Annotated in this window: 18 protein-coding genes; 12 read left to right on the forward strand and 6 right to left on the reverse strand. The window is 66.6% G+C overall.

Going from position 1 to position 17713, the window contains the following annotated elements; all coding sequences use genetic code 11:
• Nucleotides 1–35: 35 nt before the first annotated feature.
• Nucleotides 36–824, forward strand: coding sequence for a lysophospholipid acyltransferase family protein (locus N5C28_RS04325; protein ID WP_279820557.1), 789 nt, complete (start codon nt 36–38; stop codon nt 822–824).
• 7 nt (nt 825–831) lie between these two features.
• Here the strand turns inward: N5C28_RS04325 and N5C28_RS04330 are convergent, their stop codons facing one another.
• Nucleotides 832–1413 carry an ACP phosphodiesterase gene (locus N5C28_RS04330; protein ID WP_279820559.1) on the reverse strand — a complete coding sequence of 194 codons (582 nt, stop codon included), beginning with the start codon at nt 1411–1413 and terminating at the stop codon, nt 832–834.
• Between the two features lie 126 nt (nt 1414–1539).
• Between N5C28_RS04330 and N5C28_RS04335 the strand changes: the two genes are divergently transcribed.
• The 3 genes from N5C28_RS04335 to N5C28_RS04345 are packed head-to-tail and all read left to right on the forward strand — an operon-like array spanning nt 1540 to nt 4112.
• Nucleotides 1540–1842, forward strand: coding sequence for a metalloregulator ArsR/SmtB family transcription factor (locus tag N5C28_RS04335; RefSeq protein ID WP_279820561.1), 303 nt, complete (start codon nt 1540–1542; stop codon nt 1840–1842).
• A 38-nt stretch (nt 1843–1880) separates the two neighbouring features.
• On the forward strand, nt 1881–3047 hold the full coding sequence (locus N5C28_RS04340; RefSeq protein ID WP_279820562.1) for an MFS transporter: 1167 nt from the start codon (nt 1881–1883) through the stop codon (nt 3045–3047).
• Nucleotides 3048–3062: 15 nt separating this feature from the next.
• Complete coding sequence (locus tag N5C28_RS04345) at nt 3063–4112, forward strand: alkene reductase (protein WP_279820565.1); 1050 nt, start codon at nt 3063–3065, stop codon at nt 4110–4112.
• 345 nt (nt 4113–4457) lie between these two features.
• Here N5C28_RS04345 and N5C28_RS04350 read toward each other — a convergent pair whose 3' ends face one another.
• Nucleotides 4458–5309: an ATPase gene (locus tag N5C28_RS04350; RefSeq protein WP_279820567.1), complete on the reverse strand. Its 852-nt coding sequence runs from the start codon at nt 5307–5309 to the stop codon at nt 4458–4460.
• 331 nt (nt 5310–5640) lie between these two features.
• Between N5C28_RS04350 and N5C28_RS04355 the strand changes: the two genes are divergently transcribed.
• The gene (locus tag N5C28_RS04355) at nt 5641–5958 is read left to right on the forward strand and encodes a hypothetical protein (RefSeq protein ID WP_279820569.1); all 318 of its coding nucleotides are present in this window, start codon (nt 5641–5643) and stop codon (nt 5956–5958) included.
• Between the two features lie 9 nt (nt 5959–5967).
• On the opposite strand, the gene N5C28_RS04360 is transcribed toward N5C28_RS04355, so the two are convergent.
• A complete protein-coding gene (locus tag N5C28_RS04360) occupies nt 5968–6960 on the reverse strand; it encodes an NAD(P)-dependent oxidoreductase (RefSeq protein ID WP_279820571.1) in 993 nt (330 codons plus the stop codon).
• A 148-nt stretch (nt 6961–7108) separates the two neighbouring features.
• Here N5C28_RS04360 and N5C28_RS04365 point away from each other — a divergent pair, with 148 nt between their 5' ends.
• Nucleotides 7109–8167, forward strand: coding sequence for a saccharopine dehydrogenase NADP-binding domain-containing protein (locus tag N5C28_RS04365; protein ID WP_279820572.1), 1059 nt, complete (start codon nt 7109–7111; stop codon nt 8165–8167).
• A 16-nt stretch (nt 8168–8183) separates the two neighbouring features.
• Here N5C28_RS04365 and N5C28_RS04370 read toward each other — a convergent pair whose 3' ends face one another.
• The gene (locus N5C28_RS04370; protein ID WP_279820573.1) at nt 8184–9077 is read right to left on the reverse strand and encodes a LysR family transcriptional regulator ArgP; all 894 of its coding nucleotides are present in this window, start codon (nt 9075–9077) and stop codon (nt 8184–8186) included.
• A gap of 97 nt (nt 9078–9174) precedes the next feature.
• Here N5C28_RS04370 and N5C28_RS04375 point away from each other — a divergent pair, with 97 nt between their 5' ends.
• From N5C28_RS04375 to N5C28_RS04395, 5 genes are all read left to right on the forward strand, one after another.
• On the forward strand, nt 9175–9576 hold the full coding sequence (locus tag N5C28_RS04375) for an ACT domain-containing protein (protein WP_279820574.1): 402 nt from the start codon (nt 9175–9177) through the stop codon (nt 9574–9576).
• Nucleotides 9577–9581: 5 nt separating this feature from the next.
• Nucleotides 9582–10193 carry a LysE/ArgO family amino acid transporter gene (locus tag N5C28_RS04380; RefSeq protein ID WP_279820575.1) on the forward strand — a complete coding sequence of 204 codons (612 nt, stop codon included), beginning with the start codon at nt 9582–9584 and terminating at the stop codon, nt 10191–10193.
• 90 nt (nt 10194–10283) lie between these two features.
• A complete protein-coding gene (locus N5C28_RS04385) occupies nt 10284–11129 on the forward strand; it encodes an EamA family transporter (protein ID WP_279820576.1) in 846 nt (281 codons plus the stop codon).
• A gap of 205 nt (nt 11130–11334) precedes the next feature.
• Nucleotides 11335–11916: a superoxide dismutase [Fe] gene (gene sodB / locus N5C28_RS04390; protein WP_279820577.1), complete on the forward strand. Its 582-nt coding sequence runs from the start codon at nt 11335–11337 to the stop codon at nt 11914–11916.
• A gap of 397 nt (nt 11917–12313) precedes the next feature.
• Nucleotides 12314–14380 carry a GGDEF domain-containing phosphodiesterase gene (locus N5C28_RS04395; RefSeq protein WP_279820579.1) on the forward strand — a complete coding sequence of 689 codons (2067 nt, stop codon included), beginning with the start codon at nt 12314–12316 and terminating at the stop codon, nt 14378–14380.
• Nucleotides 14381–14441: 61 nt separating this feature from the next.
• On the opposite strand, the gene N5C28_RS04400 is transcribed toward N5C28_RS04395, so the two are convergent.
• Both N5C28_RS04400 and N5C28_RS04405 read right to left on the reverse strand, forming a co-directional pair.
• Nucleotides 14442–15350, reverse strand: coding sequence for a GIDE domain-containing protein (locus tag N5C28_RS04400; RefSeq protein ID WP_279820581.1), 909 nt, complete (start codon nt 15348–15350; stop codon nt 14442–14444).
• Between the two features lies 1 nt (nt 15351).
• The gene (locus N5C28_RS04405) at nt 15352–15924 is read right to left on the reverse strand and encodes a LemA family protein (RefSeq protein ID WP_279820583.1); all 573 of its coding nucleotides are present in this window, start codon (nt 15922–15924) and stop codon (nt 15352–15354) included.
• Nucleotides 15925–16128: 204 nt separating this feature from the next.
• On the opposite strand from N5C28_RS04405, the gene N5C28_RS04410 reads away from it, so the two are divergent.
• Nucleotides 16129–17463 carry an imelysin family protein gene (locus N5C28_RS04410; RefSeq protein WP_279820584.1) on the forward strand — a complete coding sequence of 445 codons (1335 nt, stop codon included), beginning with the start codon at nt 16129–16131 and terminating at the stop codon, nt 17461–17463.
• The last annotated feature ends 250 nt before the right edge of the window (nt 17464–17713 follow it).

A 17713-nucleotide genomic window follows, 5' to 3' on the forward strand; every position in this document is an offset into this window, starting at 1 on the left:
TGCCGGCTTTCGTGTCTGTACCCGTGGAACCCTCGATGAAGAAACTGCGCTTGTACCTGCGGCTCGTTCGCCTGGTGGGGGTCATCGCCCTCGGCACCCTGTTCGCCGCCACCATCAGCCTGCTGGAACGCGTGGTACGGCATGACCTGATGGGCCTGCGCCAACGCCTGACCCGCTGGTTCATGGCGCGCCTGAGCGCGGCCCTGCCGTTCCGCCTCACGGTTCAGGGCGAACTGCCCCGCGAGCCGATGCTGTGGGTCAGCAACCACGTGTCGTGGACCGACATTCCCCTGCTCGGCATGCTCACCCCGCTGTCCTTCCTGTCCAAGGCCGAAGTGCGTGCCTGGCCGGTGGCCGGCTGGCTGGCACTCAAGGCCGGCACGCTGTTCATCCGCCGCGGTTCGGGGGATGGCAACCTGCTCAACGAACAACTCGGCCGTCACCTGCAACAGGGCCGCCACCTGCTGATCTTCCCCGAAGGCACCACCACCGATGGCAAGAACGTGCGCACCTTCCACGGTCGCCTGCTGAGCAGTGCCATCGACAGCGGCGTGAGCCTGCAACCGGTGGCGATCCGTTACCGGCGCGCCGGCGCGGTGGATGAGATCGCCCCGTTCATCGGCGATGACGACATGCTCTCGCACCTGCTGCGCCTGCTCGGCAGCGACGTGGCCGATGTGGATATCCAACTGCTGCAACCGATCGCCAGCCGCGACGCTAACCGCAACGAACTGGCGCGCCGTGCCCAGGCCGCGGTGGCCGCTGCCCTGGCCGGCCAGCCACTGATCGACGACACCCTGACCGTGGAAGACATCGCCGCCTGAGGCAGCGTCAGCCCCGCTCCTGCTCGCGGGCCACGAAGGCCTGCAGTTCCGGGTAGAAACGCTGGAAATCCCCCATCAGCGGCTCGTACAGCCGCTGCAATTCCAACATCGAACCGTCCAGCCCCTCGGGGCGCGACAGACGCCGCTGCATGCCGCGCACCACGTCATTCAATACCTCGAACTCGGTGTAGCTGCCCAGCCAGTCCTGCGCCGCCATGCGCGGCGCGATCAGCGCCAGGCGCCCCGGTAACACCGGTTCGGCCGCCAGCACCCGGTACACCCGCCCGGTGAACTGCGCGAGCGGCTCGTCGGCGTAATCCGTCCAGTTCAAGGCCAGGCAGTGGTCGAAGAACAGGTCCAGCAGGATGCCGGCATAGCGGCGCCGCTCACGGGGAAAACGCGCCCGCGCCTCGGCCTGCAACGGATGGCTGTCGGTGAAGGCATCGATGCGCCGGTGCAGGTGGATGGCCGCCTCGATTTCCGCCGGCCACTGCCCGGCCAGCGGCCCTTTGACGAAGTCGCCGTAGAGGCTGCCGAGCAGTTGGGCCGGCGCAGCGCCGCCAAGGTGCAGGTGAGCGAGGTAGTTCATGCCCTCAGCTTACACATCAGCCCTGTCGATGAGCACTATTGCCCGGAACGATCTGTATATCGCCCGAGACCGATATAAGGTTCGCCCTATCGCGATACAGCGTTACAGCCTTCCCGGAACCCGCCCATGCAGATCGACATCGACGACGTCATCAAGGCCCTGGCCCACCCCGTGCGCCGCGACATCCTGCACTGGCTGAAAGACCCCGAGGCGTATTTCCCCGAGCAGGAGCATTCGCTGGAAATCGGCGTGTGTGCCGGGAAGATCGACCAGCGCACCGGGCTCTCGCAATCGACGGTCTCCGCCCACCTGGCGACCCTGCAGCGGGCCGGCCTGATCACCAGCCGCAAGGTCGGCCAGTGGCATTTCTTCAAGCGCAACGAACCCGCCATCCAGGCCTTCCTGCAGCACATCGGCACCGAACTCTGACTCCCCTTCCCTTCATCGTTCAATCAGGAGCTGGCGGCATGCCCACAGCACTTCTCGTCTTGGCGTTGTCCGCCTTCGCCATCGGCACCACGGAATTCGTCATCATGGGCCTGCTGCCCGAAGTGGCCGCCGACCTCGGCGTGTCGATCCCCGGTGCCGGCTGGCTGGTCACCGGCTACGCCCTGGGCGTGGCCATCGGCGCCCCGTTCATGGCCCTGGCCACCGCCAGTTGGCCACGCAAGGCGGCGCTGCTCTCGCTGATGGGCATCTTCATCGCCGGCAACCTGTTCTGCGCCCTGGCCAGTGACTATCAGATGCTGATGCTGGCGCGGGTCATCACCGCCCTGTGCCATGGCGCGTTCTTCGGCATCGGCTCGGTGGTGGCAGCCAGCCTGGTGCCGGCCAACCGCCGCGCCTCCGCCGTGGCCCTGATGTTCACCGGCCTGACCCTGGCCAACGTGCTCGGTGTGCCCCTGGGCACCGCCCTGGGCCAGTACGCCGGCTGGCGCTCGACCTTCTGGGCGGTGACGCTGATCGGCGTGTTCGCCCTCATCGGCCTGTGGCGCGTGCTGCCGAGCAAGACCGACGAAGCCAAGGCCGACCTGGCCAGCGAAGTGCGTGCCCTGAAAGGCGCAGGCCTGTGGCTGGCCCTGAGCACCACCGTGCTGTTCTCGGCCTCGATGTTCGCCCTGTTCACCTACATCGCCCCGCTGCTCGGCGACGTCACCGGCGTGTCGCCCAGCGGCGTGACCTGGACCCTGCTGCTGATCGGCCTGGGCCTGACCCTGGGCAACGTGATCGGCGGTCGCCTGGCCGACCGCAACCTGAAGAACACCCTGCTCGGCGTGTTCGTCGCCATGGCGGTGGTCACCAGCCTGTTCACCTGGACCAGCCAGGCGCTGGTGCCGGCAGAAATCACCCTGTTCCTCTGGGCCATGGCCGCGTTCGCCGCCGTGCCGGCCCTGCAGGTCAACGTGGTGGCGTTCGGTAGCGGCGCGCCCAACCTGGTCTCGACCCTGAACATCGGCGCCTTCAACGTCGGCAACGCCCTCGGCGCCTGGATCGGCGGCGTGGTGATCGCCGAAGGTTTCGGCCTCACCCGCGTGCCGCTGGCCGCAGCCGCCCTGGCCGTGCTGGCGCTGCTCGCCACCCTGCTCACCTTCCATTCCCGCAAACCCGAACCTGAACTGGCACTCGCCGACTAACAGAGGACTGTCCCCATGACCACGCTTTTCGACCCGATCACGATCGGCGACCTGGAACTGAGCAACCGCATCATCATGGCGCCGCTGACCCGTTGCCGCGCCGACGAAGGCCGCGTGCCCAACGCGCTGATGGCCGAGTACTACGTGCAGCGTGCCTCCGCCGGCCTGATCATCAGCGAAGCGACCTCGGTGACGCCGATGGGTGTGGGCTACCCCGACACCCCCGGCATCTGGTCCGACGCCCAGGTGCGCGGCTGGCATAACATCACCCGCGCCGTGCACGCGGCCGGTGGCAAGATCGTGCTGCAGCTGTGGCACGTCGGCCGCATCTCCGACCCGCTCTACCTGAACGGTGAAACCCCGGTCGCGCCGAGCGCCCTGCAACCGGCCGGGCACGTCAGCCTGGTACGCCCGAAGAAGGCCTTCGTCACCCCGCGCGCCCTGGCGACCGAAGAAATCGCCGACATCGTCGAGGCCTACCGCCTGGGCGCCGAGAATGCCAAGGCCGCCGGTTTCGACGGCGTGGAAGTCCATGGTGCCAACGGTTACCTGCTGGACCAGTTCCTCCAGGACAGCACCAACCAGCGCACCGACGCCTACGGCGGCTCCCTGGAGAACCGCGCGCGCCTGCTGCTGGAAGTCACCGACGCGGTGATTGGCGTGTGGGGCGCCGGCCGTGTCGGCGTGCACCTGGCACCCCGTGCGGACAGCCATGACATGGGCGACTCCAACCGCCGCGAAACCTTCACCTACGTGGCCCGCGAGCTGGGCAAGCGTGGCGTGGCCTTCCTCTGCGCCCGCGAGGCCGAGGCCGACGACAGCCTGTCGCCGAGCCTGAAGGACGCCTTCGGCGGCGTCTTCATCGCCAACGAAGGCTTCACCAAGGACCAGTCCAACGCCTGGCTGGCCAGCGGCAAGGCCGATGCGGTGGCCTTCGGCGTGCCGTTCATCGCCAACCCGGACCTGCCTGCGCGCCTGGAGCAGGACGCCCCGCTGAACGAAGCCCGGCCGGACACCTTCTACGCCGGCGGCCCGGTGGGCTACATCGACTACCCGCGTCTGTAACCGCAAAAGGCTGAGACAAAGGCGCCCAATGCAAGGCACTGGGCGCCTGGTGCAGGGGGGCGATCCGGTTCCGTACTCTGTAGGAGCGGCCTTGGCCGCGAGCTCGGCAGCCTGCATGACGCATCGGACGAGGCGTAGAGCAAGAGCTCGCGGGCAATCGGAATGCCGCCCAGCCGCTCCTACAGGTTCAGCCCGTAACCGGGGAAAAACCAGGACCACAATAGAAAACGCCCGATACAGGACGCATCGGGCGTTTTGTCATACGGGTGTAGCCTGGGTTGAGCGAAGCGATACCCGGGACACCTTGCGCCCTGAGCAGGCCAGCCTGCTCAGGTCTCGACGAACTCAGCGCGCGTCGATCTGCTGCTGCAGGTTCTGCACCTGGGCTTGCAGGGTGCTGATGTTGCGGGTCATCTGCGCGCGGAACGCATCGAACTCGGCGGTGTTGTTGCTCGGTGCGGGACGGGTTTCCAGGTCGCTCTTGAGCACCAGCAGGTCCTGCTCCAGGCGACCGATGGCCTGGTTCGGGTTGCCGATCTTCTTCAGGGCCTCGACATCGGTGCCCAGGCGCTTGAGCTGCTCCTCGACCTTGCCCAGGCCGCCCTGGGCGGACTTCAGGCTGGCCAGCTCGGCCTTCAGCGATGCCTGCTCGGTGGTCAGGGTCTTCAGCGGGGCTTCGAACTTGCTGGCAGCGCCTGCCTGGCCTTTCAGGTCCGCGCCCAGTTGCTCGAGGCGCTTGGTTTGCTCACCCTGCTGGCTGGCGATGCCCTGCTGCTGCTTGGTCAGCTCGGCGAGCTTGCCTTCCAGCTGCTTGACCTGCAGCTTCAGCGCTTCGCTGCCGCTGGTGACGTTGGATTCGGTGGCCACCACCTTGCCGGAGATGTCCTGGATGCGACCGGCGGCTTCTTCGCTGATGCGCGCGAAGCTTTCCTGGGTGGCAACCAGTTGCTGCTCCATCAGGCTGATCTGCTGGAAGCTCCACCAGCCGAGGCCACCGAGGGCGATCATCAGGGCCCCGACCAGCGCCCACAGCGGCCCGGTGCTGGCCCCTTTGACGGGGGCTGCCGCAGCCGTGGAACGGCCATAGGCGGGCGCACGCGCGGGCTCCGGATGATCGGTCTCGTAGTCATCGTGATCGCGCTGGTCAGCCTTCAGGCTGGGCACGTGATCGAGTTCGTCGTGAGCATCGTTACGCATGGATAAACCTTCATGAATACGCCGTAGAGGCACTTTGCCGCGCAGTATAACGGTTCGCGCGTCGCGCTTCAGTGTCGCACCGCACCGGTGCAACACGCGCTGACAAAGGGCGAGAACCCAGGCTCCTTGACCGTGCCCACCCCGCGCAGTTCCTCGCGTTGTGAACTGGTATGCACTTTGCACCGGCCCGCTTGCGACGTATTCACACGCCTCGGGAAGAATATCCGGCGATGTAGGCGCAACCCGTACGCGGTCAACGCGACAAGATCAGCTCGGTGCGATTCGGGATGAACGCCACCCGGCTACTTCCGCAAGCAAGGGGGTACAGCCAATGGAATTGAACAGAGAAGTGCTCGACTGCATGAAAAGCCTGCGCCGCCGGCTTCGCGACGAACTGGCGGTGGATATCCGCATGAGCCAGCCCGACGCGGTCACCAGCATGCTCAGCGCCTGCCTCACCTCCGCCAGTGAAGAAACCCGGCAACTGGGCAAGCGGCTGGCCAGTTACAGCGACCAGCCCTTCGAAACGCCAGAGGACGAGCCGGCGCCGCGCCTCCAGGCCGGCCGCCCACTGCTGGTGGACACGCCACCGCCGCCCTCGACGAGCCCCTCGGTGCTGATCTACCGCGGTCAGCGGGTGCACGCCTGAGCGACGGGTTCAGGCCGGATGGTGGGCCTTCCACCAGTGGCAGAACTCATCCAGGGCGGTCCACAGGCTGACCCTGGGGTCGTAGTCCAGGTACTGCCGGGCCTGGCTGATGTCCAGGGAGAAGTCCTTGGCCATCACCGCCACGCCCAGGCGAAACAGGGTCGGCTCCGGTCGGCCCGGCAGCAGCGCGCACACGCCCTCGTTCAGGGCCGCCGCGCTGTAAGCCAGGCCGTAGGGCATGTGCCGGGTGACCGGTGGCAGCCCCAACTGGCGCATCACGTAATTCACCAGGTCCCATAGCGGTACGGGCTCACCGTTGCTGATGTTGTAGGCTTTGCCAAGGGCCGGGCCGGCGGCCAGCAAGGCGCTGAGCAGGGCATCGTTGAGGTTGTGGACACTGGTGAAATCGACACGGTTCAGGCCGTTGCCGATGATCGACAACCGCCCCTTGCGCTGCATGTTGATCAAGCGCGGGAAGATGCTGGTGTCGCCGGCACCGGTCACCGAGCGCGGCCGCAGCGCCAGCACTTCGAGGCCGAACTCCTGGGCATCGAACACCTGCTGCTCGGCCAGGTACTTGGTCTTGCCGTAGTGGTCGAAGAAACGCGACGGCACCTGCTCCTCGCGAATCCCCACATGGGAGTGGCCATCGAAATAGATCGACGGCGACGACAGGTGCACCAGGCGCCGCACGCGCTGCTTGAGGCAGGCCTCGACGACATTGCCGGTCACCACCACGTTGGCCTGGTGGAAGTGCTCGTAGCGCCCCCATACGCCGACGGCACCGGCGCAATGCACCACCGCCTCGACGTCCTGGCACAGCTGCTGCACCAGCTCGGGGTCGGACAGGTCGCCCTGGATGAACTCGGCTCCGCGCTTGACCAAGTGCGCCACGCCGTCCGCCCGGCGCCCGTTGACCCGCACGCTCAGCCCCTGCTCCAGGGCGAACCGTGCAAACCGCCCCCCGATGAAACCACTCGCCCCTGTCACCAGAATCTTCATGCAGGTTCTCTCATCACCCATGACGTTGAGGGCACTCTAGCAGCGCCGCCTGGCCGCCGCCGTGGCGTTGCACGCCAGAACGACGGCCCTGCGAGCCGCGAGCGGCTACCCTGTATCGCTCAGACACCCCACTTCACAGGAGTTCGGCATGCCCCGGCACAACTGGCTGATCTACGGCGCCAATGGCTACACCGGCCACCTGCTGGCCGAGCAGGCGCGGCGCGAGGGGCTGACGCCGATCCTCGCCGGCCGCAGCCCGGACGCGGTGCATGCAGTGGGCAGCGCCCTGGGCCTGGAATGCCGGGTGTTCGATGTGCAGCACCCTGAGCGGACGCTGGAGGCCCTGGCGGACGTGGCGGTAGTGGCCCATTGCGCTGGGCCCTTTTCAGCCACCAGCGCACCGATGATCGACGCCTGCCTGGCCAGCGCCAGTCACTATGTCGACATCACCGGCGAAATCGGCGTGTTCGAGGCCGCCCACGCCCGCGATGCCCAGGCCCGGGAGCTGGGCGTGGTGGTCTGCCCCGGGGTCGGCTTCGACGTGATCCCCACCGACTGCCTGGCCGCCTGCCTGCACCAGGCCATGCCGGACGCCCGGGAACTGGCCCTGGGGTTCGACACCGCCAGCGGGCTTTCGCCTGGTACCGCCAAGACCACGGTGGAAGGCCTGTCCCTCGGCGGCAAGGTACGCCGGGGCGGCGTCATCACGGACGTGCCGCTGGGCTACAAACGCCGGACCATCGACTTCGGCCGGGGGCAGAAAAGCGCGGTGACCATCCCCTGGGGCGACGTGGCCACGGCCTACTACTCCACCGCCATCGACAACATCGAGGTCTACCTGCCCACCCCACCCGCGCTGGCCATGGGCATGCGCCTGATCGATCCGCTGCGCCCGCTGTTCGGCCTGCCCAGGGTGCAGGACTGGCTGAAGCAGCAGGTGCAGGCGCGTATCCAGGGTCCCGACCAGAACGCTCGGGAGCGGCTGCGCACCTGGGTCTGGGGCGAGGTACGCAACGCTGTCGGCCAGGTGAAGAGCGCACGGGTGGAGACCGCCAACGGTTATGAGGTGACGGTGCATGGCGCCCTGCTGGCGGTGCGTCACCTGCTCGCCTACCACGGCGCTGGCGGCTACTTCACGCCGTCCCGCCTGCTCGGCGCACGCTGCGTGGAACAGCTCCCGGGCTCCGGCAGCATCGTGCTGGCCTGACCACTGCGCAGCAGTCCTAGGGCAGCGGCACCAGGCAACTGGCAGACGCCCGGGCCAGGTGCCCGGTCAGGCTGGCGAGCAGCTCGCCGCCGTTACGCCAGTGGTGCCAGTACAACGGTACATCGATCACCTGCTGCGGAATCAGCTCGACCAGCTCGCCCCGCGCCAGCTCCTCGGGAACCTGGTGTTCGGGCACCAGCCCCCAGCCCAGGCCGCCGAGCGCCATGCGCACGAAGCCCTCTGACGACGGGCACAGGTGATAGGCAAAACCGCCCCCGACGCCGAGCGCCGCCAGGTAGCGGTGCTGCAACTGGTCGTCCGGGCCGAAGACGATGGCCGGCACCCGCGCCAGCTCACTGGCCACCACACCCCGAGGAAAGTGCCGGGCGATGAACGCCGGGCTGGCCAGTGCCCGGTAGCGCATCGCCCCGAGCGCCAGGCTGCGCGCGCCGGCCACCGGACGATCGCTGGCGCACACGCAGGCCGCCACGTCACCGGCGCGCATGCGCTTGAGGCCGACCTCCTGGTCTTCCACCACCAGGTCCAGCAACACCCGGTGCTCGGCGCAGAAGTCGCCCACCGCCGCCGCCCACCAGGTCGCCAGGCTGTCGGCGTTCACCGCGATGCGCAGTCGCTCCGGCAGGCCGCCTTCATCCAGGGCCGGCACCTGGCCCTGCAGGTCGCGTTCGAGCAGGCGCACCTGCTGTACGTGGTTGAGCAGGCGCCGGCCGATCTCGGTCGGCGTGGGCGGTGTGGCGCGCACCAGCACCGGCTGGCCGACCCGCGCCTCGAGCAGCTTGATGCGCTGCGACACCGCCGACTGCGACAGCCCAAGGACCTGGGCGGCGCGCTCGAAGCCCGTCTGTTCCACCACCGCTGCCAGGGCGGCCAGCAGTTTGTAATCGAACAAATCAGTTCTCCTAATGAGCGATCAGCAAGATTGCTTTTTCTTATACAGGCAATCCCCGCAGACTGGCCACCTCCCAACGCGACAGAGCACCTTTTCAATGGCCGGCGAAACCTCCCTTTCCACCCTGCTGCGCAGCATGAACCCCGTACTCAACGACGGCGCCTATGTGTTCTGCACCCTGGCGGGCCGAGAAGCCCTGCAGGGCCTCGAACCACTGGGCAGCTTCCACGAACGAGAAGGCCTGACGGTGATCCTGCCGCAGCAGGACGCGGAGCGACTGGGCCTGACGGTCGATTACGTGGCAGCCTGGATCACCCTGGAGGTGCACTCGGCCCTCAGCGCCGTGGGCCTGACCGCCGCGGTGGCGGGTGCGCTGGCAGCGGTCGGCATCAGTTGCAACGTGGTGGCCGCCTACTACCACGACCACCTGTTCGTCGCCCAGGTCGACGGTGCGCGTGCGCTCGACGCCCTGCGCCACCTGGCGCAGACGGCGGAGTGACGGCCATGTGGCAGAGCTACAGCAACGGCCTGCTGATCGCCGCCGGCCTGATCATCGCCCTCGGCGCACAGAACGCCTTCGTCCTGGCTCAGAGCCTGCGCCGGGAACACCATCTGCCGGTGGCGCTGCTGTGCATCGTCTGCGATGCGCTGCTGGTGGCCGCCGGCGTATTCGGCCTGGCCGCGGTACTGACCCAGAGCCCGTTGCTGCTCGGCGTGGCGCGCTGGGGCGGCGCGGCCTTCCTACTCTGGTACGGCGCCCAGGCCCTGCTGCGCGCCCTGCGCCCACAAGGCCTGCAAGGCGAGCAGGCGCATACGCCGAAGTCGTTGCGCACGGTGATGCTGGCCGCCCTGGCGGTCACCCTGCTCAACCCCCACGTGTACCTGGACACGGTGCTGCTGATCGGCTCGCTCGGGGCGCAGCAGAGTGTGCCCGGGGCCTACGCCCTGGGGGCAGCCAGCGCCTCGATGATCTGGTTCCTGACCCTGGCCCTCGGCGCCGCCTGGCTGGCGCCCTGGCTGTCGCGCCCGGCCACCTGGCGCCTGATCGACCTGGGCGTGGCCGCCATGATGTTCAGCATCGCCTGGCAACTGCTGCGCAACGGCGCCGCCACCTGACCGCCAGCGGGTGGCCAGGGCGACAGGCCGGGGGCTATGATCGACCCACCTCCGGCTCCGTGCCCTGCCTGCCGAACAAGGACCTCCCGCTTGCCCACCTCGGTCTTCATCGCCGTGATGGTTGCCGCTGCGCTCCATGCCGGTTGGAACGCGCTGCTGAAAATCGGCCTGGACCGCTTCCTCACCGCCTCGCTGATCCAGATCGCCGCCGGCCTCATCGCCCTGCTGGCCCTGCCGTTCGTGGCCTTCCCGGTGGCGGCCGCCTGGCCCTGGATCGCCCTCTCGGCGCTGCTGCACATCGGCTACAACGTGTTCCTGGCGCGGGCCTACCAGCATGGCGACCTGGGCCAGGTGTACCCGATCACCCGCGGCAGCTCGCCCCTGCTGGTGGCCGGGCTGTCGCTGCTGTGGCTGGGCGATACGCTGTCCACCGGCCAGTTGATCGGCCTGCTGATCCTGGTGGGCGGTATCTGGCTGATGGCCCTGCGCGGCGGGCGCCAGGCTGCACCGCTGAACCTGCCGCTGCTGGGCAGTGCGCTGCTGACCGCGGCGTTCATCGCCGGCTACACCTTGTCCGATGCCGCAGGCGCCCGGCTCAACCAGGATGCGTTGTCCTACTCGGCCTGGCTGTTCGCGGTGAACGGCGCGGTGGCGGCCGCGGTCATCGCCCTGCGTCGCGGCCCACGGGTCTTTCTCCAGCTCGGCGCCCACTGGCGCGGCGGCCTGGGCGGTGGCGCCCTGTCGCTGCTGGCTTACAGCATCGTCATCTGGGCCATGACCCAGGCGCCGGTGGCGCTGGTGTCGGCCCTGCGAGAAAGCAGCGTGGTGTTCGCCCTGCTGATCGGCTATGTGCTGCTGAAGGAGCCCATGCCGCCGATTCGCCTGATTGCCTGCGGCGTGATCGTCGTCGGCGTGGTGCTGATGAAACTCGGTTGATGGAACCCTGCCCGGGCGATCCGTTCCATACAGGAAGAGGCCCTGGCACCGGCTTTCCCACACAGTTGCTGCGTGGTTATGACGCAGGCCCGGTGCTATGATCCTCGGTCTGCGTCGCAAAGAGTAAAAACTCCCGGCGTATGTCTGGCCGCCCGTGATCGGCCTTGCGCTCACCGCAACTGACCTGATTATTAGGAGATAAACCATGGCTTTCGAATTGCCGCCGCTGCCTTACGCTCATGACGCCCTGCAGCCGCATATTTCCAAGGAAACGCTGGAATACCACCACGACAAACACCACAACACCTATGTCGTGAACCTGAACAACCTGATTCCAGGCACCGAGTTCGAAGGCAAGACCCTGGAAGAAATCGTCAAGACCTCCTCCGGTGGCGTGTTCAACAACGCCGCTCAGGTCTGGAACCACACCTTCTACTGGAACTGCCTGTCGCCGAACGGCGGTGGCCAGCCGACCGGCGCCCTGGCTGACGCGATCAACGCAGCCTTCGGTTCCTTCGACAAGTTCAAGGAAGAGTTCAGCAAGGTCTCCATCGGCACCTTCGGTTCCGGCTGGGGCTGGCTGGTGAAAAAGGCTGACGGTTCCCTGGCCCTGGCCAGCACCATCGGCGCCGGCTGCCCGCTGACCAGCGGCGACACCCCGCTGCTGACCTGCGACGTGTGGGAACACGCCTACTACATCGACTACCGCAACGTGCGTCCGAAGTATGTCGAGGCGTTCTGGAACCTGGTCAACTGGGACTTCGTAGCCAAGAACTACGCTGCCTGATACCGCGTTCCGCTCCCGAGAAGCCCGGCCCTTGCCGGGCTTCTTGCGTTAGGGCCCTGGCATTTGCCGCCGCACTGGCACCCACCCTGCATTGACCTGCCCGGCGGTCCATGACATACCGGGTACGAATGGGGTGAAACCAGCAGGCACCAGGAGGGTCAGGAGAAGAACAGGGAATCACGCCGCCCGCACCGGAACGAATCGCCGAATGGCATTCAAGTCTGAGGCAGGCGCACCGACACAGTACGAACGGGATTGAAAGACCCTTGCGACGCACCATGGCGGCGCAGAATGCTGGCACAATCGCCTCCGCCATACTGGCCCTTTGACGGCAACGGCGACTTTGCCAATACTCACAACGGTCTGAGGCCTTTGGCATCGAACAAGGAATCGTCACTTGAAGCTGGAACTCAAGAACAGCCTGTCCCTGAAGTTGCTGCGCGTCGTGCTGCTCTCGGCACTCGTGGTTGGCGTGGTACTGAGCTGTGCGCAGATCGTCTTCGACGTGTACAAGACCCGTCAGGCCGTCGCCAACGATGCACACCGGATTCTCGGCATGTTCCGCGACCCATCCACCCAGGCGGTCTACAGCCTGGACCGCGAGATGGGCATGCAGGTGATCGAAGGCCTGTTCCAGCATGAATCGGTGCGCGTCGCCTCCATCGGCCACCCCAACGAACCCATGCTCGCCGAGAAGTCCCGCGACCCGGTCCAGGTGCCGACCCGCTGGCTGACCGACCCGATCCTCGGCAACGAACAGAACTTCAGTACCCAACTGGTCGGCCGCGGCCCCTACAGCGAGTACTACGGCGACCTCAACATCACCCTGGACACCGCTCCCTACGGCGAGAGCTTCGTCACCAACTCGGTGATCATCTTCATCTCCGGGGTCCTGCGCGCCCTGGCCATGGGCCTGGTGCTGTACCTGGTCTACCACTGGCTGCTGACCAAACCGCTGGCGAAGATCATCGAGCACCTGTCCAACATCAACCCGGACCGCCCCAGCGAGCACAAGCTGCCCATGCTCAAGGGCAACGAAAAGAACGAACTGGGCCTGTGGATCAGCACCGCCAACCAGCTGCTCGCCTCCATCGAACGCAACACCCACCTGCGCCGTGAAGCGGAAAACAGCCTGCTGCGCATGGCTCAGTACGATTTCCTCACCGGCCTGCCGAACCGCCAGCAGCTGCAACAGCAACTGGACCAGATCCTCGACGACGCCGGCCGCCTGCAACGTCGGGTCGCGGTGCTGTGCGTGGGCCTGGACGACTTCAAGGGCATCAACGAACAGTTCAGCTACCAGACCGGCGACCAGTTGCTGCTCGCCCTTTCCGACCGCCTGCGCAGCCACAGTGGCCGCCTCGGTGCCCTGGCCCGCCTCGGTGGCGACCAGTTCGCCCTGGTGCAGGCGGACATCGAGCAGCCCTACGAAGCCGCCGAACTGGCGCAGGCGGTGCTCGATGACCTGGAAACCCCATTCCTGCTCGACCAGCATGAAGTCCGCCTGCGCGCGACCATCGGCATCACCCTGTTCCCGGAAGACGGCGACAGCACCGAGAAGCTGCTGCAGAAAGCCGAGCAGACCATGACCCTGGCCAAAAGCCGCTCGCGCAACCGCTACCAGTTCTACATCGCCAGCGTCGACAGCGAGATGCGTCGCCGCCGCGAGCTGGAGAAGGACCTGCGCGAAGCGCTGGCGCTGAACCAGCTGAGCCTGGTCTACCAGCCCCAAGTGGACTACCGCGACCACCGCGTGGTGGGCGTCGAGGCGCTGCTGCGCTGGCAGCACCCGCAACACGGTTTCGTCCCGCCGGACCTGTTCATCCCGCTGGCCGAACAGAACGGCACCATCATCGCCATCGGCGAATGGATTCTCGACCAGACCTGCCGCCAGCTGCGCGAGTGGCACGACCAGGGCTTCAACAACCTGCGCATGGCGGTCAATCTGTCCACCGTGCAGCTGCACCACGCCGAGCTGTCGCGGGTGGTCAACAACCTGATGCAGGTCTACCGGCTGCCGCCCCGCAGCCTGGAGCTGGAAGTCACCGAAACCGGCCTGATGGAAGACATCAGCACCGCCGCCCAGCACCTGCTGAGCCTGCGCCGCTCCGGCGCGCTGATCGCCATCGACGACTTCGGTACCGGCTATTCGTCCCTGAGTTACCTCAAGAGCCTGCCGCTGGACAAGATCAAGATCGACAAGAGCTTCGTTCAGGACCTGCTGGAAGACGAAGACGACGCGACCATCGTTCGCGCCATCATCCAGCTCGGCAAGAGCCTGGGCATGCAGGTCATCGCCGAGGGGGTGGAGACCGCCGAGCAGGAGGCCTACATCATCGCCCAGGGCTGCCACGAAGGTCAGGGCTACTTCTACAGCAAGCCGCTGCCGGCCCGCGAGCTGACCCTCTACCTCAAGCAGGCCCGACGAATGATCGCCGCCGCCAACAACCCCGCCACGCTCTGAGCCCGTTGCATGAAAAAGCCCGCCATCATGGCGGGCTTTTTCGTTCAGGCACTACCACTGCTCAGACCTGCTGCACGCCCAGCATCCAGGCCGTGGCCAACGCACCGGTCAGGCACAGCACTGCGCCGCCGGCGGCCTGCCAGTAGAAGCTGCGGGCGACTTCATCCTCACCGGCATTGGACAGGATGAACGGCCGCGACTCGCCCGGCTTGCTCATCTGGTTGCGAGCGGGCTGGCTACTGGTGTTGCGGTGACGGTCCTCGGCTTCCAGCTGGGCAGCCAGTTGCACCCGGGACCACTCACGCTCGTCCAGCTGGCCATTGCTGTCGCCGTCGAAGCGACGCAGCAGACCGGCGTAGTCCTGCTTCCACTCGCGGATCACCTGGCCCTGGGCCGCGACGGCATCGAACCCCTGCTGGCTGGCGCCAGAGGTGCGGAAATCGCCGATGGCGTAGAGCGGCTGCTCGGCATGGAACCGCTCTTCGGTGTAACGGTAGCGCTTGCCGCCGGTGAAAAGCGCCAGGAAGCCGGTCTTTGCCACGCCCATGGGGTGGCGCAGGCTGCCTTCCCAGACTTCGCGGACCGCCGGGCGGATTTCAGCGCCGCGCGGGTCGATCAGGCACTCGCCGGTGCCATCGGACAACGACAGCCAGGCGTCGCTGGTACCGCTTTGCACCACGTGCCAGCTTTTCTTCTTGTCGCTGCCGCTCCTGTATTCCTCGATGCTAAAGCGCCACCACAGGCAGGGTTTGCCCGTCAGCGGGCCGCGCACGTCAGCGCCGGGTAACTCCTTGAGCAAGCCGTAAAGTTCAACATAGCCCTGGGCGGCGGAGCGGATCTTCGAGGTCGGCGTGTCCAGCAGGTAGCGGGCCTGCGACAAGCGCCGCATGCTCCACCAGGCACCGCCCACGCAGGCGCCGCCACTGAATGCGAGGGCGAGCAGGTAGCCGCCGAGTTCTCCGTCGACCACGTCAGTTGAACAGCGACTTGAGGTTGACGTCGGCCTTCTCGGCGTCGCTGAACACCAGCAGGTCGGCCGACTTGAAGCCGAACGCGCGGGCGACCAGCACATCGGGGAACTGCTCAATGCGCACGTTGTTCAGGTTGACCGCCTCGTTGTACAGCTCGCGGCGATCGGCGATGCCGTTCTCCAGGCCGCTGATGCGCTGCTGCAGGTGCTGAAAACTGTCGTTGGCCTTGAGCTCAGGGTAGTTCTCGGCCAGGGCGAACAGTTGCCCGAGGCCGGCGCGCAGGCCGCTCTCGGCCTTGCCCAGGGCGCTCACATCCTGTTGCTCGCGGGCGCTGGCCACGGCACTGCGTGCAGCGATCACGCGCTCCAGGGTCGCGCCTTCGTATTGCATGTACTGCTTGCAGGTTTCCACCAGCTTGGGCAGCTCATCGTGGCGCTGCTTGAGCAGCACGTCGATGTTCGACCAGGCCTTGCTGACGCCATGCTTCAAACGCACCAGGCCGTTGTACAGCCCCACGGCGTAGGCCGCGGCCAATCCGAGGGCGACGATCAGGGCAATGCTGGTAAGGCTCATGCAGTGTTCTCCATTCATAGACTGCGACAGGTTCCGTGCTGGCATTCTAACGGTGCGGCGCTGCAAACGCGGAGACGCTGTGCACGACTCCCGCGGGATTTATTCGCCGTCACCCTTTGCGCAAAATGCAAATCTTTCGCATTATTACGCGGCTCACGTGCGCATTCGTGCACGCTCCCCCGTTCACACGCAAAGGATTTCGTCATGATTCGTATGCCTCTGGCATCTGCCAGCCTGCTGGCCATCGCTATTTCCCTCGCCGGTTGCGGCGACGACAAAGCGCCTGCGACCCAAGCCGCAGCACCAGCAGCCAGCAGCGCCAGCGCACCCGCCACGGCCGGCACACTCGACGAAGCCGCTGCCAAGGCGGTCGTCAGCCACTACGCCGACCTGGCCCTGGCCGTGTTCAGCGACGCCGCCAGCACCGGCAAGAACCTGCAGGCCGCTGTCGATGCCCTGCTGGCCAATCCGAACGACGAAACCCTGAAAGCCGCCCGCGACGCCTGGCTGGCCGCCCGCGTGCCCTACATGCAGACCGAAGTGTTCCGTTTCGGCAACCCGGTGGTCGATGAGTGGGAAGGCCAGCTCAACGCCTGGCCGCTGGACGAAGGCCTGATCGACTACGTCGCCACCGACTACCAGCACGCCCTGGGGAACCCGGGCGCCAGCGCCAACATCATCGCCAACACCGAGATCCAGGTCGGCGAAGACAAGATCGACGTCAGCGAAATCACCGGCGAGCTGCTGGCCAGCCTTAACGAGCTGGGCGGTTCCGAAGCCAACGTCGCCACCGGCTACCACGCCATCGAATTCCTGCTCTGGGGCCAGGACCTGAACGGCACCAACCCGGGTGCGGGCGAGCGTCCGGCCACCGATTTCGTGGTGGGTGACGGCGCCACCGGCGGCCACAACGAGCGCCGCCGTGCGTTCCTCAAGGCCGCCACCGACCTGCTGGTGAGCGACCTCGACGAGATGGTCGAACAGTGGAAAGGCGGCGTCGAAGGCAACTACCGCGCGAGCCTGGAAGGCGAATCCGCCGAGAACGGCCTGCGCAAGATGCTGTTCGGCATGGGCAGCCTGTCCCTGGGTGAACTGGCTGGCGAGCGCATGAAGGTCGCGCTGGAAGCCAACTCCACCGAAGACGAGCACGACTGCTTCAGCGACAACACCCACAACTCGCACTTCTACAACGGCAAGGGCATCCGCAACGTCTACCTGGGCGAGTACAAGAAGGTCGACGGCACCACCCTGACCGGCCCGAGCCTGTCTTCCCTGGTCGCCAAGGCCGATGCCCAGGCCGACACCACCCTGAAGGCCGACCTGGAAGCCACCGAAGCCGCCCTGCAGAAGCTGGTCGACAGCGCCGAGAAGGACAACGTGCACTTCGACCAACTGATCGCGGCCGAGAACACCGACGGCCAGCAGATCGTGCGTGACGCCATCGCCGCCCTGGTCAAGCAGACCGGTGCGATCGAGCAGGCTGCCGGCAAGCTGGGCATCAGCGACCTGAACCCGGACACCGCCGACCACGAGTTCTGATCGGCTGCGTGACCTGTGTGGTGTGCCCTTCGGGGCACACCATTTCCCATCTCGCTCCCCCGCCCGCGCGGCCCCAGCCGGCGCCCTTCCCCACTGAACCGCCCCTCGCCTTCTTCCGGCGAACCGCAGATTCACACACGACCCAATTTCAGGCGTATCGACGGCGATACGAACGGAAACGGGGCGTTTTCTCGCCATCAAGAACCCCAAACCCCGCTGCGGTCACAGGCTGAACGCCGTTCGCGCCTTG

This window comes from Pseudomonas sp. GD03944 (genome assembly GCF_029839275.1).
GTDB lineage: Bacteria > Pseudomonadota > Gammaproteobacteria > Pseudomonadales > Pseudomonadaceae > Aquipseudomonas.

Coding starts and splice junctions, on each gene's coding strand:
- N5C28_RS04340 (WP_279820562.1), top strand. CDS start 1,881: ATGCCCACAGCACTTCTCGTCTTGGCGTTGTCCGCCTTCGCCATCGGC.
- N5C28_RS04375 (WP_279820574.1), top strand. CDS start 9,175: ATGGCCGGCGAAACCTCCCTTTCCACCCTGCTGCGCAGCATGAACCCC.
- N5C28_RS04405 (WP_279820583.1), bottom strand. CDS start 15,924: ATGAGCCTTACCAGCATTGCCCTGATCGTCGCCCTCGGATTGGCCGCG.
- N5C28_RS04325 (WP_279820557.1), top strand. CDS start 36: ATGAAGAAACTGCGCTTGTACCTGCGGCTCGTTCGCCTGGTGGGGGTC.
- N5C28_RS04355 (WP_279820569.1), top strand. CDS start 5,641: ATGGAATTGAACAGAGAAGTGCTCGACTGCATGAAAAGCCTGCGCCGC.
- N5C28_RS04380 (WP_279820575.1), top strand. CDS start 9,582: ATGTGGCAGAGCTACAGCAACGGCCTGCTGATCGCCGCCGGCCTGATC.
- N5C28_RS04350 (WP_279820567.1), bottom strand. CDS start 5,309: ATGCGTAACGATGCTCACGACGAACTCGATCACGTGCCCAGCCTGAAG.
- N5C28_RS04335 (WP_279820561.1), top strand. CDS start 1,540: ATGCAGATCGACATCGACGACGTCATCAAGGCCCTGGCCCACCCCGTG.
- N5C28_RS04365 (WP_279820572.1), top strand. CDS start 7,109: ATGCCCCGGCACAACTGGCTGATCTACGGCGCCAATGGCTACACCGGC.
- N5C28_RS04410 (WP_279820584.1), top strand. CDS start 16,129: ATGATTCGTATGCCTCTGGCATCTGCCAGCCTGCTGGCCATCGCTATT.
- sodB (WP_279820577.1), top strand. CDS start 11,335: ATGGCTTTCGAATTGCCGCCGCTGCCTTACGCTCATGACGCCCTGCAG.
- N5C28_RS04345 (WP_279820565.1), top strand. CDS start 3,063: ATGACCACGCTTTTCGACCCGATCACGATCGGCGACCTGGAACTGAGC.
- N5C28_RS04360 (WP_279820571.1), bottom strand. CDS start 6,960: ATGAAGATTCTGGTGACAGGGGCGAGTGGTTTCATCGGGGGGCGGTTT.
- N5C28_RS04330 (WP_279820559.1), bottom strand. CDS start 1,413: ATGAACTACCTCGCTCACCTGCACCTTGGCGGCGCTGCGCCGGCCCAA.